Source organism: Streptomyces qaidamensis (genome assembly GCF_001611795.1).
GTDB classification, from domain to species: Bacteria; Actinomycetota; Actinomycetes; order Streptomycetales; family Streptomycetaceae; genus Streptomyces; species Streptomyces qaidamensis.
Genome location: NZ_CP015098.1, coordinates 3274449 through 3288523, shown reverse-complemented (window position 1 = coordinate 3288523; position 14075 = coordinate 3274449). Strand labels below are relative to the sequence as shown.

Below are 14075 nucleotides of genomic sequence, written 5' to 3'. Positions count from 1 at the left end.
CTGCTACTCGACGCGCCGCTGCCGTTTGAAGAAGTCGACGTGCCGCACCTGTAGCCCAAACAGCTCGCCCGGCCTCAGGACCGTGCCGGCGCCCACGGTGATGAGGGCCCGGTACCGCTTGGGCATCGCCGCGGCCAGCGCGCGGACCTGATCCACGGTGAGCGGCACGACCTTGCGGCGCGGCACCTCGGGCAGGTCGACATCCGTGCACGGCGAAGCAGCGATGACCCGGTCGGAAACCGCGGCTCGGAAGACCGCGCGCACGGTGTGCACGGTGTTGAAGGTCGTGCGCACGGTCGACGGCTTCATGCCACCCTTCTCCAGCCCGGTGACCCAGCTCTGCACGTCGCTGCGCCGGATCCGCGCCAACGGCCGGTCACCAAATGCCGGGTAGGCGTGCACCCGTAGGTGCTGCTCCGCCTTCACCTGCGTCGTGGGGCGGTGCGGCTTGGCCTGCCGCCACTGCTCCGCGTAGGCCCGGAACGTGACGCGGCCGGCGCGCGGGTCGCCGTACTGGCCGGTGAGTACCGAGGCGCTGACCTCGTCGAGCCACCGTTGCGCGTCGACCTTCTTGGTGAAGTGCCGGGCGTGCTCCTTCCCCGCTTCGTCTCGGTACCGAGCCCGCCACTTACCGTTCGGCCTCTTCTGAATGCTCGCCACTGGTTCCCCCCGGTGCGCTGGAACTTGGCTTCCATCGCTTCCACTGACACGCCGCAGTAGGCGCGCAGGCCAGACGGTTGTGCGCGTTCCTGGAAGCGGTTGTACGCGGTGCCGTCGTCCTCCTCGGGGAGGTCGATCGGGCGATCCCCCCCCGTTCATCCAACGCCAGGCCAGGTAGGCCGTGACGACCGTGCCGTCGGTCAGTTGCAACTCGTCTTCGGCGATCGTCGGCGGCAGCAACAGGGCGTCGGGGCGAGCCTCAAGGGCTACGGCCAGTGCGACGAGATCGTCGACGTCGACACGCCGCTGCATCTTCTCGATCTTCGTGATGGTGTTCGCGCGCATCGGGCGGCCCTGGGCCGTTACGCGCTCGGCGAGCTGCTCAGTGGTCAGGGGCATGGATTCGCGCAGCCTCTTGACGTTCTCCGCCAGTCGGGCGCCGGTAGGGCCCAACTCGTTCGCGCGGCGGGTGCGCGAGGCGGTCGACGGGGATGCGATTTCGGTGGCGGATTCTTCGATGTTGGGAGTGTCCGCTACCAACCCGCGCGGCATCGCCCCGGAGATCGCCGAGGAAGGCAGCGTCGACCTGACCGTCCCGCACGTCGACGGGCACCGGGTCTTCGTCGGCCCGTACGACAGCGCGGCCGACGCGCTTGACGACATTCGCAGGATGGGCCGCTGCCACGACTGCCGCACCGAGGTGGACGACACCGCTGCGCCGTATGCGGACAAGTGGCTTCACATCGACGGCTCACTGGTGCGCATCTGCCCGGCGTGCCGAGGCGAGCAGGCGGCCGTGACCAACGGGCAGATCACCGCCCTCCGTCGGAAGGCGTTCGCCGAGATGGCGCGCGACATCCACGCCAGTACGGCGGCCGCGAAGGACCCGGTCCTTGCGCTGGACAAGGTCATTGCCGCGCTGCCGGAGATCCTGCCGGGCGTGCTGAAGCGGACGGTGCCGTCGGCCAGCGACGAAACGGCCGACCTGCTCGTCACCGACATCACCGCCCGGCTCCAGGCCCTCAGCGCGTGACCAGCCGTCTCGGCCTCGTCGACTCCGCCCGGCTCGTGGCCGGGCGGAACCCGGGGCCCTGATCCCACGGCGCGGTCCCGCCACCACCGCGCCCACGCCCTCCCCCTCTTCCGTAGGCCGTCCGCCCAACGGCCAACCTCTCGGATCGGAAAGACCGTGAACGAACACCGCGGCGCCTCAACGCGAGGCGACGCCCCCGATGCGGTGGCGCTGTGGGTATCCGCCCGGGTTGACCGAGCTCCTCGGCAACCAGCGCCAGGCTGTGCCCGCCTACGGCACGCCCGAGTGGCAGCAGTTGCCGGGCAACGACCCGCGCAAGGCCGCGGCCATCCTCACGCCGCCGAGTCGTGGCGCCGATACGGTCACGACGACCTGTCGGTGATCGAGGCCGCCGAGATGTGGCGGAAGTACGGCGACGACGTCCTCCAGTGGTTCAAGAAAGCGTCCCGGCCGCACGTCCCGATCGGCGGACGCTCGCCGAGCTGGACGCGCTCGCCAAGCCCCACCAGCCGCGCCCCGTGCAGGCTTCCGAGGGCTGGCCGCCGGTCGCGATCCCCGGCCGGCCCGGCTGGTACCGGTGCCTCCGTGACGGCCGTCAGGTCGACGTGCACAAGCGGCAGGCGGCAGCGTGACCGACACCTTCGGTCTGATGGCGAACCTCTCCGGCGACGAGCAGGGTCTCTGCGAGCAGCACGACCAGTTCCTGCCGTGCCAACACGTGCAGTGCCGGGAGGCTGAACCCGTGCCGGCGGACGGCGCCAACGAGCGCTCTCCCCGACTGGACTGGTTCGAGGCATTCAGCACGGACTTCAGCCGCGTGGACTGGTTGGCTGGCAAGTTCATGGAGCGCGGTCAGCAGGTGGCCCTCGTCGGTGACGGCAAGGTCGGCAAGACCCTGTTCGTGCACGACTGGCTGTACCGCTGCGTGACGGGCAGACCCGGGGAGAGGCCGAGCAGGCGGCCGCGGTCACAGGCCGCGCGCTCGACCTTGCCTCCGGGGTGGCGTCCGTACGACCCCGACAGCGGCTCGCGCCCGTCCTACGGCGACTCGGCGAGCACCAGGCCGTGCCCGCGGTCGTCGAGGTCTTGGACAGGGCGCGCGGCTGAGCTACTCGGCCGGCGTGGTGTTGGCGGCGAGCCACCGCAGGCAGGCCTCCGAGCCGGCCATGATCGGCACGGCCGCGATCTCCGGGTTCTGTCAGGGGTGGTGCTTCAGGAGGTGCGCCTCCAGCTCGGCGTACCGGCTCTGCTGGGTCTTCAGCAGCAGCTGCCACTCCTCTCCGGTGCCGAACTCTCCGTCGTGCCAGAAGACAGAGGTGACGGGCCCGATGATCTGGGCGCCTGCGGCGAGCCTGCCCTGGACGACCGATCGGGCCAGCTCGACCGCCTGCTCTCGGGTCTCCGTCGCTGTGGATACCTGCACGAAGTCAGTCATGCGCGGGAGCCTACCCACGGGCAGTGGGCAGGCCACCGGCCCAACGTAGGCGGCCGCTTACGCCTTCGGGACGTTCCACTCCGCAGGCGTCTCCAGCGACTCCGGCGTGTACAGCACCAGCTCGGGCCGTTGCTTGGCTGGCACGGCGAAGACGGTCTTGCCGCGGACGCAGTCGCCGGCCTTCATCTTCGCTTCGTACGGGTATTCAGGCTTGGGGAAGTCCCCGTAGGTGACGCTGCTGGGCTCGATCCGTGCCCCGTCTGCGTAGGCCAGGGCCCAGGGGTATCGGGTCACCCCGCTTGTGCCCTTCTTCAGGCAGGCCTTGATCTCCACGGCGGCCCAGGTGTAGCCGGTGGTGCCGAACTCCTCGTCGGCTGAGGTCTGCGGGTGGAAGGTGTCTTGCTCGTAGCCGAGCACGGTGATGCCCATCGTGATGCCGTCGTCGGTGAACGTGAGCTCCTGTCCGAAGGCTCGGGGCTTCTCGGGGCTGGGCTTCGGCTCCGCCGTGCTTTTCTGTGCCGCAGGCTTGCTTGCCTTCGCCGTGGTGCGCGGCTCAGTGTCACTGCCGCAGGCGCTCAAGGCGAGCAGCAGGATGGCGGTGGTCGTGATGGTGCGGGTGCGCATGATCCCCCCGAGGTGCTGCTTTTCCGAGAGGGCATCATGCGCCCCGTAAAGACCGCCTGTGGGGCGTGTAGCCGTGTTGTGACCCAGCGTTCGTATGGGCGGGTATCTACCTGCCTCTCACCCGTGCTCCAACTCGCAGTTGAGGCAGTAGGTGGCGTGCGTCAGGTTCGGGCAGCCAGGCGTAGCGCATACCGTCGACGGCGGGTCGCCGTCCCTGATGCTGACCGACGTCTGTCCCCTCATAAGAGCCTCCAGGACGAGCCTCGCGTGATGCTGCTCGCGAGCTACACCGCAGTCTCCGATCAAGTCGTCCAGCGGTACGGGTCTGTCCGTCAGGTAGTCCTCGTGCAAGCTGCGGAGCAGCTTCCAAAGGGGTTCGTCTTCTCCGCCGGTGACCTTGAGGTCGTAGGCGGTGATGAGTGCGTAGATCCGCTCGTAGTCGTGACGCCCGATCGGACGTTCCTCCAGGCCATGCCCTGAGTGTGACTCGCCGTTTCGGCAGTACCGGAAGGGGGGAGTCGCTGGACACAGCGATGCCCCGCCAGAGTCGATCAGGCCTTAGCTCCCGTGCGGGTAGCTGCATCGATATCCCGCCTTCCACTCGGCGAGCGAGCGTGGGTGCCAGGTCACGCGGACGGGGCGACCGGCGAGGGGGAACCAGTCACAGAACACGCCGTCCCACTGATCGGTGAAGTGCTCCCACCCGTACTCGCCGTCGCAGGCCGGCTGACCGCAGCTCCCGCACACCACGACTTCGCCAGTGAAGTCTCGGAACCGGCCGCGCCAATGGCCCCCGTCGCACTCGGAGCCGGTCGGCGAGAACGGCCACGGGTACTTCTGCCGCACGCTGTCGAGGGCGAAGGAGTGCTTCCAGTCCATCCGGAGCAGCCCGACAGCGGCCGGGTACGCCGGGCAGAACACGCCCCCGTCTTGTTCGGCGAAGTGGCTTGCCCCCTGCGAACTGCGGTATGCGGGCTGGGCGCAGGCGCTGCAGATGTGGATATCCCCCTGGTAGGCGCCGATGTTCGCTCCCGGCGCAGCGAGGGTGTGTTGGCGAGCTCGGGTGTAGCGGGTGCCGGAGTCGGCTGCGGCAGCGCGGATGTCGTGCTTCTGGCGACGATCGCGGGTCATCGAGGAGTCCTCCCTGGCGCGCCCACGCCCGCGCCGAAGCGAGGAGAATTTCAGTGATCGTGCGCGATTCGGAGAACCTTGTCCGCCTGCGGGGCGTGGGTGCTGGTCCGCGGGGATTCCGGCGTGCGCTGCCGCCTCGGCGGGAGCATACAGGCGTGCGCCGGTCTCGTGGCGTACGACGTCGGATGGATGGAGCAAAACGAGCGCCCCTTTAACCGCATGAGGTATGCGGTTGGTTGGGTTTGACCTGCGGATTTCTAGGCAGATGGCACGCCTCTCGCCGCCCGGCTGGAGAGTTGTCCCAGCAGCAACCGGGCGACGGGCATCCGCGGTACTCGGTTTTCGGCGCTGGCTCGGTACGAAGGTAGACGTACACCCACAGAGGCCCGTCGTCTGCTTCTGTCCGGGGCCTCGGGGTGTAGACGGCCTGCATGCCTGCACCGTCGTCGTGGCGGAGGCTGTCCGGCGGGTTCAGTGGGTCACCGAAGAGCGGGAGCGTGCGCCCATCGAGCGGGCCGCCTTGCGCGAGGATCCCACCAAGATCCACCTCGCGGCCGACGGCCGCTGCCGCCCACTGGCCTTCGTCCTGACCGGTGGACAGGTCAACGACGCGCCTGCCTTCACCGAGGTCATGGCACGCCTGCGCGTCCCTCGCCGCCGGGGCAGGCCCCGCACCCGGCCGGACGCGGTCCTGGCGGACAAGGCCTACCCGTCCCGCGCGATCCGCGGGCATCTGCGCGGCCGTGGCATCCGGGCGGTCATCCCGATCAGGGCGGACCAGAACATCCACCGGTTGAGGCGCGGCAGCCGGGGCGGGCGCCCACCTGCCTTCGACCGCGAGGCTTACAAGCAGCGCAACACCGTCGAGCGGTGCATCAACCGCCTCAAGCAGTGGCGCGGTATCGCCACCCGCTACGAGAAGACCGCCACCATTTACCTGGCCGGCCTCCACGTCGCAGCTATCTTCCTCTGGTCAGCCCGCTGATCCGAATGAAACGGCCCAGTGGCCTGCCAGGCCCAAGGGCTTGGGGTTCGTAGGTAATGTCCATGACGATGGGGTGGTCCGGCTTAAGCCGAGGTTCTCAGACGATGGGGGCGTCCTGAGGGTGACGGAGCTCGATAGGGGCGTGGTTTCTTGATCTCGAAATGAAGAAGAAGCACCATCGAGATATGAGCCTCGTTCACCTGGTCCTGACCAAGTACTGGACTCGCGGTTGCTACTACGCAGAGGAGGTCCATGGCACATCAGAAACGGAAGAGCGTGACCGTTTCCTGTTCAACCGGCAAACGGGCATCTCATATAGGAACGTGCCGTGGTCTGGCCCTCGCCAAATGGACCCCTACGACCGATCTTGGCACGAGGTCGGGGACTGCCCCTGGGGCACCACCGTCTACAAAGGCGAGGGAAGTCCGCAGCCGACAACACCACATCTTGTTCTGAACGACATGGTTGGAACTCGCCACTGCTACGCAACAAAGAGGAACAAGGACGGAAGCCTACACTGCTTCGCCGACAGCAAGGACTACAAGAATGCTCCCGAAGACACTTCTTCGGATCCACGAGTCGGATCCCGGCACGATCTGAAGGATTGCCCTTGGCCAGAGGATGAGGTAAGGGGGATGAATCTCTTCTACCGCATGTTCGTGACAAAAGGATGAGCTGATCTCGCGGAATTCCTGGACTGGCCATCGGCGGTCATCCTCGCGTCTCTTTGCGACCAGTAGGGCGACCCGTTGGTGAGGGAGCCTGCTAGCACGGACGATGGTGGAGTCCACCGAGACCACCCAGTTCAGGTCGGCCTCCTCGTCGGCCTGGGCCATCAGCGCCGAGACCACGCGCTCCCACGTGCCGTCCGCCGCCCACATCCGCAGCCGGTTGTAGACACCCCGCCAGTTGCCGTACTTCTCCGGGAGGTGCATCCACTGCGTCCCGGTCTGGAACTTGTAGGCGATCGCGTCGATCACCTCACGGTGATCCCGCCACCGCCCACCCCGCTTCGGCGTCCGGTCCGGAAGTAACGGCGCGATCCGCGCCCACTGCGCGTCAGTCAACGGCACAACCAGACCAACGATCAGATGATCTGAACGAAACGGCCTAGTTCAGGAGGGGGGACGTCATGGCGACGTTCAACGTGCATCCGGACATCGACGCGGCGGCCGAGAAGCTGTCCAGCACTGTGGGCGCGAAGCGTGAGATTCAGCGGCTGCCCGAGGTGCTGTGGGAGGGCGAGACCGTAGAGATGCTCGCCACGGGGGTGTACGGCAAGGGCAACGGCCTGCTGGCGATGACGAATCAGCGGTTGATCTTCTACTTCCATGGGGTGATGTCGCAGAAGGTTGAAGACTTCCCCTACAGCCGCATCAGCTCGGTGCAGTGGTCGGGCGGCATGCTGATGGGGACACTGGCGGTGTTCGCCTCGGGTAACAAGGCTGAGATCAAGCAGGTGCCCAAGGACCAGGGGAAGACGCTCGCGGATCAACTGCGGCAGCGAATCTCGGGTGGCGCCCCGAGCTCCCCGGCTCAGCCCGCACCTGCCGCTGCGCCGGCCGGGGACATCGCGTCACGTCTGGCGACCCTGGACCAGCTGCGTGCGGCTGGTGCGATCACGGACGAGGAGTACCGAGACCGCCGGACGAAGATCCTCGACAGTCTCTAGCGGTATGACTAGGCCCCGGCGGGAGGACTCAGCCGGGGCTTCATCGTGCGTCCGTGGTGCCGAGCCGTCGGACGGCGCCGGGCTGAATACCGAGCCACTGCGAACAGGCGTAGTGAGTGGCCTTTACGGCATCCACGGAGCTGGTCCGGTGCGGGTCGCCCACGCGGCGAGGGCGCTCTCATCGAAGAGCCGGATGCCGTGGTGCCCTGCGTACTCGGCCGCTGGCCGGGTGAAGACCGAGGTGGTGACGACTGCGGCGACCTGGGCGCCGTGGACGCTGTAGCAGGTCCCTCCGAACCGCTGAAGATCGGGCGAGCCGACCTTCGTGGTGGGACCGTACCGCTTGCACTGGATGACGACCCGCTGGCCGTCTGGTGCGGTGGCAATGACATCGGCGCCCAGGTCCCCGGCGCCTCCGACCACTTGGACTCCCAAGCAGCCGTCGCGCTCGCAGAGGAAGGCGATGGCGTGCTCGAAGTCGCGCGGGTTCATGGCGTGATAGCGAGCCACCTCGGTGGACTGCAACATGCGAACGTGCTGAAGCTGGGCTGCTTGCCGGTCCCGGCGTTTGCCGAGTGCGATACCGCCGCCGATGAGGGGCAGGACGAGGAAGAGAGCGCCGATGCCGTTCCCGTCGGCCCAAATGAGTAGGGCTGCTGGGAGGAGGATGATGGCAGCTGCCGCGAATAGGCAGTTGGCGGCCCCGGTCGGCTCGGACGGTTGTGTGAAGCGTTGTGTGGGCGCGCCCATGGTTCCCCCCAAGGGATTGTGCAAGGTGGGGATGCTATCGGCCTGGTAGCGGGGTGGGCACCGTCTTCGGCAGTAGAGACCCCTTCTAGATCCGCTCGCATGGGTAGCGGAGTCGGAGGGGGCACGTGCAGGCTGCGCTGCGGAGTGCTATCGGGCCGGGTCATTCCCTCGCTCGGATGACACCTTGGCAGGTCGATACGGGCCCTTCGATGGAAACCCGGTCTTGCAGTGACCTACAAGACGGGAGTCCGTTGACGCCCGCTATCGTCCCGACCCTCGACGAGGTCCGCGCCTGGCCGGCCACGGTGAGCGTGCCACAGGCGGCAACCGCGCTCGGTGTCTCGAAGGAGCACCTTCGCCAGCTGATCATCCGTGGCGAGTCGCCGGTGACGCTCGTCCCGCTTGGCACCCGGCAGCGTGTGGTCACGGCGTCGCTCGTTCGGCTACTGGAAACCACCTGAGCCATTCAGGAGTACGAGGGCCCCGCGCGGTGACTTGCGCGCTCGGGCGCCACGATGTGGGTTCCTGCCGAGAGATGCCGCTACTTCGCCTGCCGCTTGAAGGGGTCGAGGAGCAGCACCTGCACAACTGCCGTGATCATGAACGCCCATACCGCCACGGGGAACAAGGCATTCACGTCTGGCTGCACCAAGGCGAAGCCGAACACGGTTGCGCTCCCCGCGAAGTACGCGGCCGGAACCCACGCCGGCACTACCCCCCCGCCGCCACGCCAACGTGAAGGGCATGAAGGCGAGGACGGACATGCTGGCGAGCGGTACTGCGGCCCACACGTACCGTTGCCACGGCTCGCGGAACATGCGTGGCCGTGGCGAGTACGTCAGGTGAGCGTGCGATGCAGGATCCCCTTGTGCCGACATGGCGCCAGCATGGCTGTCCGAAGAGCGGACGGCGGCCGTTTCGCAGAAACTCCGGTTGAGTCTGCCGGGGTCGGAGGTCCGCCGCTGCTATCCCCCTACGTCATCCGGGACGAGCTCGTCGGGTTCCAGCGAGAAGAACACCACGCGAGCGTCAGTCGCTCGAATCGGGTGGTCTGCCTGAAGGGCTGGTCGGTACGGTGACCCGGTGTGCTTCTACGCCATGACCTACTACACGCTGCACTACGCGTGTGTTTCGTGCCGTGTCAGCTTCAAGCAGCATGCCCATCCGCAGCGGAAGCACGTGTGCCCAAACTGTTCCCAGCCCCTCATTTGCGCTGGTCATGACTTCGCGCCGCCGCCCAGGCGTGATGTTCACGCGTGGTCTGTGGTGGCTGCGGTGCTGGGTGAAGGGTTGCGCTACGAAGGGCGATCTGCCTGCGGGTGCGGCAAGGAGCCCAAGTACCGCCCGCGGACACGAGCCGAACTGCGGGTGCGTCGAACTGTTGCCGCAAGGGGCAGGCTGCCGCTGTCCGAGACGTTGTCCCGACCGGACCCTCTGACCCCGTCCACGGACTGACCAGCAGCCGGACACCTACGGGCACCACGTCCGGCCGGGCGGGCGGGAGCTCCGGCCGCTCCTCGGGTGCCCGCTCCGCTGTGATCTCCTGGCCCGTCTCCCACGGCGACGCAAGGTCGATCGTCGCCAGAGACGAGGCGTGACGGCGGGCGGCGAGCAGCTCCAGCAGTGGGAGACTGCGCCCTGGTGGGGTGCAGTCCGCGGACAGTCCGCGAAACGCTCTAACGTGCCCAACGGCACCCAACGTCAACAACGCATAAACCCGCAGGTCAGAAGGGGTGCTCAGGTGAAACCGCAGGTCACGCCCATGAGTCCGGGCTTCCCGCGCAACCACTGAGGCACCCGCCGAGAGTTTTCTCCGGGGGCTCCCTGCGAGAACCGCAGGGAGCCCCCGCCCCGTTCCTGCTGACCTCTGCTTCTCAAAACAGCAGTGAAGGCGGATTTCTTCTGCTGATTTCGTAGGCAAACAGCCATTGGCGTGCTGCTTTTCGTCGATGTTCGATGCTGCGCACATCCAGCGCCGAGCCGCCGAGCCGCTGGGAACCGCCGCATGACCGACACGCTCCGCCCTGTCCGCCGAGCCCGATGCCGTACACCACCCGCAGTACGCCAAAACTCCGTGTACACCCCTGGGGGGCCCCGCACTTCGGCCTCCGGTCGACAACTCATCGACAGCTTCACCCCGTACCGTTGACGCATGGATCTTCGACTGCCCGGACTGAACGGGCCGCTTCGGAGGCCCCGGAGGCTCCTCGCCGCCGGGGCCGCCGTCGTCGTCCTCGCGGGCGCGGGAACGTGGACGGCCGTCGCCGGCGACGAAGCGCCCCCGGTGCGCCGCACGGACCGGCTCCTGAACACCCAGGACGGCGTGCGGATCGACACCTCCTTCTTCACCTCCGGAGGAGACCGCCGCCGCCCGGCCGTCCTGCTCGGACACGGCTTCGGCGGCAGCAAGCGCGACGTACGGCAGCAGGCCCAGGACCTCGCCCGGGACGGCTACGCGGTCCTGACCTGGTCGGCCCGCGGTTTCGGCAAGTCGAACGGCAAGATCGGTCTGAACGACCCCAAGGGCGAGGTCGCCGACGTCTCCAAGCTCATCGACTGGCTCGCGCGGCAGCCCCAGGTCGAGCTCGACAAGAAGGGCGACCCCCGCGTCGGCATGGCCGGCGGCTCCTACGGCGGCGCCATCGCCCTGCTCACGGCCGGGCACGACAAGCGCGTGGACGCCATCGCCCCGGCGATCACCTACTGGAACCTCGCCGACGCCCTCTTCCCGAACGGCGTGTTCAAGAAGCTCTGGGCCGGCATCTTCGTCAACTCCGGCGGTGGCTGTGAAAAGTTCGAGCCCGCGCTGTGCCGCATGTACGAGCGGGTCGCCGAGTCGGGCAAGCCCGACGCCGAGGCGCGCAAGCTGCTCGAAGAGCACTCCCCGTCCGCCGTCGGCAAGAACATCAAGGTGCCGACCCTGCTGATGCAGGGCCAGTCCGACTCCCTCTTCCCCCTCGGCCAGGCAGACCAGGCCGCGAAGGCCATCCGCGCGAACGGCGCCCCCGTCGACGTCGACTGGATCGCCGGCGGCCACGACGGCGGCGACATGGAGACCGGCCGCGTCCAGGACCGCGCGAAGACCTGGTTCGACCGCTACCTGAAGGACGACAAGGGCGCCGACACAGGCCCCGCCTTCCGCGTCACCCGCACCCTCGGCACCGGCTCCGGCGACGGAGAACCCCGCCTGACCGGCGTGACCTCGGACCGCTACCCCGGCCTGGAGGCCGGGCAGCGCTCCATCGCCCTGGCCGGCCGCGAGCAGAGCTTCGACAATCCGCCCGGCGCCAGCCCGCCCGGCGTCTCCGCCCTGCCCGGCCTCGGCGGCGCCGGCGGCCTCAGCCAGCTCGCCACGCTCGGCATCGGCGTCTCCCTCGACTTCCCCGGCCAGTTCGCCGCGTTCGAGTCGGCGCCGCAGCGCGAGGACCTGCAGATCACCGGCTCGCCCACCGCGACCGTGCACGTGAAGTCCACCAGCGACGACGCCGTGCTCTTCGCCAAGCTCTACGACGTCGGCCCCGGCGGCGGCACCCAGCAGGTGCTGCCCTCCCAGCTCGTCACGCCCATCCGGGTCGAGGACGCCAAGGCCGGCAAGGACGTCCGGATCACCCTCCCGGCGATCGACCACGAGGTCGACGACGGCCACCGGCTGCGTCTGGTCCTCGCCTCCACGGACCTCGGCTACGCCTCCCCGACCGCCCCGGCGACGTACACCGTCTCCCTCAAGGGCGACCTGAAGGTCCCCTCGGCGCTCGGCGAGCGCGACAGCCGGGCCGGGCTGCCCGCCTGGGTCTGGTGGCTGCCGCTCGCCGGCGCCGGCATCGCGCTCGCGCTGATCCTCACGGGACGCCGCCGCACGGTGGCACCGGCCCCGCCGGACCCCGCACTGGCCGAAGTCCCCCTCCAGATCACCGACCTGACCAAGCGCTACGCGAAGGCGTCGGACCGGTACGCGGTCAAGGAGCTCTCCTTCCGCGTGGAGAAGGGCCAGGTCCTCGGCCTGCTCGGCCCCAACGGGGCGGGCAAGACCACCACCCTGCGCATGCTGATGGGCCTGATCAAGCCCGACGGCGGCGAGATCCGCGTCTTCGGCCACGCCATCAGCGCCGGCGCCCCGGTCCTGTCCCGGGTCGGCGCCTTCGTCGAGGGCGCGGGCTTCCTGCCCCACCTGTCCGGCCGCGAGAACCTGGAGCTGTACTGGCGCGCCACCGGCCGCCCGCCCAAGGACGCTCACCTGGAGGAGGCCCTGGAGATCGCGGGCCTGGGCGACGCCCTCGCCCGGGCCGTGCGCACCTACTCCCAGGGCATGCGCCAGCGCCTCGCCATCGCCCAGGCCATGCTCGGCCTGCCGGACCTGCTCATCCTCGACGAGCCGACCAACGGCCTCGACCCGCCCCAGATCCGCGAGATGCGCGAGGTGATGATCCGCTACGCCGCCGCCGGCCGCACGGTCATCGTCTCCAGCCATCTCCTCGCGGAGGTCGAGCAGACCTGCACCCACCTGGTCGTGATGGACCACGGACAGCTCGTCCAGGCGGGCCCGGTCGAGGACATCGTCGGGTCGGGCGACACCCTCCTCGTCGGTACGGCCACGCCCGTGGACGAGCCCGTCGTGGAGAAGGTCGCCGCCCTGCCGGGCGTCGCCTCGGCCGTGCGCGCCGACGAAGGCCTCCTCGTCCAGCTCGACGCCGACGGCACCCCGCAGCGCCTGGTCGCCGACCTCGTACGGCTGGACGTGGCGGTGCGGTCGGTCGGCCCCCACCGCCGCCTGGAGGACGCCTTCCTCACCCTGATCGGAGCCGAAGCATGAGCCAGCTCGCCGAGCCGCCCGTCGAGGTCGCCGACGGCTACCGCGCGGGCCGTACCCTGCCCTTCCGCGTGGAGCTGGTCCGGCAGCTGAAGCGGCGCCGCACGCAGGTCATGGGCGGCGTCCTGCTCGCCCTGCCGGTCATCCTGCTCATCGCCTTCCAGGTCGGCGGCGACCCGGGCGGCAACAACAACCGCGTCAACCTCATGGACACGGCGACGGCGTCCGGGGCCAACTTCGCCGCCGTCAACCTCTTCTCCGCCGCCGGCTTCCTGCTGGTCATCCCCGTCGCCCTGTTCTGCGGCGACACCGTCGCCTCGGAGGCGAGCTGGTCCTCCCTGCGCTACCTGCTCGCGGCCCCCGTGCCCCGAGCCCGGCTGCTGTGGTCCAAGCTCGCCGTCGGACTCACCCTGAGCCTGGCCGCGATGCTCCTGCTCCCGGTCGTCGCCCTCGCCGTGGGAACGGCCGCCTACGGCTGGGGACCACTCGAACTGCCCACCGGCGGCACCCTGTCCACCGGCACGGCCGCCCAGCGCCTGCTCATCGTGGTCGCGTACATCATGGTGTCCCAACTGGTCACCGCCGCGCTCGCGTTCTACCTCTCGACCAGGACGGACGCCCCGCTCGGCGCGGTCGGCGGCGCGGTGTTCCTCACCATCATCGGCAGCGTCCTGGACGAGGTGACGGCCCTCGGTGACTGGCGCGACTTCCTGCCCGCGCACTGGCAGTACGCCTGGCTCGACGCCGTCCGGCCCCAGCTGGAGTGGTCGGACATGATCCAGGGCACGTCCGTCTCGGTAACGTACGCGGTCGTGCTGTTCGCCCTGGCCTTCCGCGGTTTCGCCCGCAAGGACGTCGTCTCCTAGGTCAACGGAGGATCACCCACCGGTCTCGAAGGCCGGTCCCCGTGGCCGCTTCGAGACCCTTCCGCAACGCCCCGTACCGCACGTTCGGGCCCCCTGCGCCGTCACAGTCGCA

General features: G+C 68.8%; 15 protein-coding genes and 2 pseudogenes. 10 read left to right on the top strand and 7 right to left on the bottom strand.

Features of this window, described 5'->3' with window-relative positions:
• Positions 1 to 3 precede the first annotated feature (3 nt).
• Complete coding sequence (locus A4E84_RS44490) at positions 4 to 1059, bottom strand: site-specific integrase (protein ID WP_237304912.1); 1056 nt, start codon at positions 1057 to 1059, stop codon at positions 4 to 6.
• Here A4E84_RS44490 and A4E84_RS14375 point away from each other — a divergent pair.
• The 4 genes and pseudogenes from A4E84_RS14375 to A4E84_RS40695 form a co-directional block, all read left to right on the top strand.
• Positions 1058 to 1693, top strand: a complete 636-nt coding sequence (locus A4E84_RS14375) for a hypothetical protein (protein ID WP_159029579.1) — start codon at positions 1058 to 1060, stop codon at positions 1691 to 1693. The genes A4E84_RS44490 and A4E84_RS14375 overlap by 2 nt on opposite strands.
• 229 nt (positions 1694 to 1922) lie before the next feature.
• The gene (locus tag A4E84_RS44485) at positions 1923 to 2075 is read left to right on the top strand and encodes a DUF2742 domain-containing protein (protein WP_237304911.1); all 153 of its coding nucleotides are present in this window, start codon (positions 1923 to 1925) and stop codon (positions 2073 to 2075) included.
• 46 nt (positions 2076 to 2121) lie between these two features.
• Positions 2122 to 2325, top strand: coding sequence for a hypothetical protein (locus A4E84_RS44480; protein WP_237304910.1), 204 nt, complete (start codon positions 2122 to 2124; stop codon positions 2323 to 2325).
• 17 nt (positions 2326 to 2342) lie between these two features.
• A pseudogene (locus tag A4E84_RS40695) lies at positions 2343 to 2576 on the top strand (AAA family ATPase); the annotation flags it as partial.
• Between the two features lie 225 nt (positions 2577 to 2801).
• Here the strand turns inward: A4E84_RS40695 and cutA are convergent.
• Positions 2802 to 3128 (bottom strand): annotated as a pseudogene (gene cutA / locus A4E84_RS14360) (divalent-cation tolerance protein CutA).
• Positions 3129 to 3185: 57 nt separating this feature from the next.
• Positions 3186 to 3752, bottom strand: coding sequence for a hypothetical protein (locus A4E84_RS14355; RefSeq protein WP_062926948.1), 567 nt, complete (start codon positions 3750 to 3752; stop codon positions 3186 to 3188).
• Between the two features lie 270 nt (positions 3753 to 4022).
• Between A4E84_RS14355 and A4E84_RS14350 the strand changes: the two genes are divergently transcribed.
• The gene (locus A4E84_RS14350; RefSeq protein WP_159029578.1) at positions 4023 to 4232 is read left to right on the top strand and encodes a hypothetical protein; all 210 of its coding nucleotides are present in this window, start codon (positions 4023 to 4025) and stop codon (positions 4230 to 4232) included.
• A 78-nt stretch (positions 4233 to 4310) separates the two neighbouring features.
• Here the strand turns inward: A4E84_RS14350 and A4E84_RS14345 are convergent, their stop codons facing one another.
• Positions 4311 to 4883, bottom strand: a complete 573-nt coding sequence (locus tag A4E84_RS14345) for a hypothetical protein (protein WP_062926946.1) — start codon at positions 4881 to 4883, stop codon at positions 4311 to 4313.
• Between the two features lie 226 nt (positions 4884 to 5109).
• Between A4E84_RS14345 and A4E84_RS40685 the strand changes: the two genes are divergently transcribed.
• A complete protein-coding gene (locus A4E84_RS40685) occupies positions 5110 to 5868 on the top strand; it encodes an IS5 family transposase (RefSeq protein ID WP_079128966.1) in 759 nt (252 codons plus the stop codon).
• Between the two features lie 512 nt (positions 5869 to 6380).
• Here the strand turns inward: A4E84_RS40685 and A4E84_RS42185 are convergent.
• Positions 6381 to 6941 (bottom strand): transposase, encoded by a 561-nt coding sequence (locus A4E84_RS42185; protein ID WP_237304909.1) that lies wholly within the window; start codon positions 6939 to 6941, stop codon positions 6381 to 6383.
• 59 nt (positions 6942 to 7000) lie between these two features.
• On the opposite strand from A4E84_RS42185, the gene A4E84_RS14330 reads away from it, so the two are divergent.
• Complete coding sequence (locus tag A4E84_RS14330; RefSeq protein ID WP_062926945.1) at positions 7001 to 7540, top strand: PH domain-containing protein; 540 nt, start codon at positions 7001 to 7003, stop codon at positions 7538 to 7540.
• Positions 7541 to 7663: 123 nt separating this feature from the next.
• Here the strand turns inward: A4E84_RS14330 and A4E84_RS44475 are convergent, their stop codons facing one another.
• Positions 7664 to 8068 (bottom strand): restriction endonuclease, encoded by a 405-nt coding sequence (locus A4E84_RS44475; protein ID WP_418082201.1) that lies wholly within the window; start codon positions 8066 to 8068, stop codon positions 7664 to 7666.
• 473 nt (positions 8069 to 8541) lie between these two features.
• Here A4E84_RS44475 and A4E84_RS14320 point away from each other — a divergent pair, with 473 nt between their 5' ends.
• Positions 8542 to 8751: a DNA-binding protein gene (locus tag A4E84_RS14320; protein WP_237304908.1), complete on the top strand. Its 210-nt coding sequence runs from the start codon at positions 8542 to 8544 to the stop codon at positions 8749 to 8751.
• Positions 8752 to 8831: 80 nt separating this feature from the next.
• On the opposite strand, the gene A4E84_RS45220 is transcribed toward A4E84_RS14320, so the two are convergent.
• Positions 8832 to 8957: a hypothetical protein gene (locus tag A4E84_RS45220; RefSeq protein ID WP_257784337.1), complete on the bottom strand. Its 126-nt coding sequence runs from the start codon at positions 8955 to 8957 to the stop codon at positions 8832 to 8834.
• A 1485-nt stretch (positions 8958 to 10442) separates the two neighbouring features.
• Here A4E84_RS45220 and A4E84_RS14315 point away from each other — a divergent pair.
• Positions 10443 to 13100, top strand: a complete 2658-nt coding sequence (locus A4E84_RS14315) for a CocE/NonD family hydrolase (protein ID WP_062926943.1) — start codon at positions 10443 to 10445, stop codon at positions 13098 to 13100.
• Positions 13097 to 13963: an ABC transporter permease gene (locus A4E84_RS14310; RefSeq protein WP_062926942.1), complete on the top strand. Its 867-nt coding sequence runs from the start codon at positions 13097 to 13099 to the stop codon at positions 13961 to 13963. Before A4E84_RS14315 ends, A4E84_RS14310 begins: the two co-directional genes overlap by 4 nt.
• The last annotated feature ends 112 nt before the right edge of the window (positions 13964 to 14075 follow it).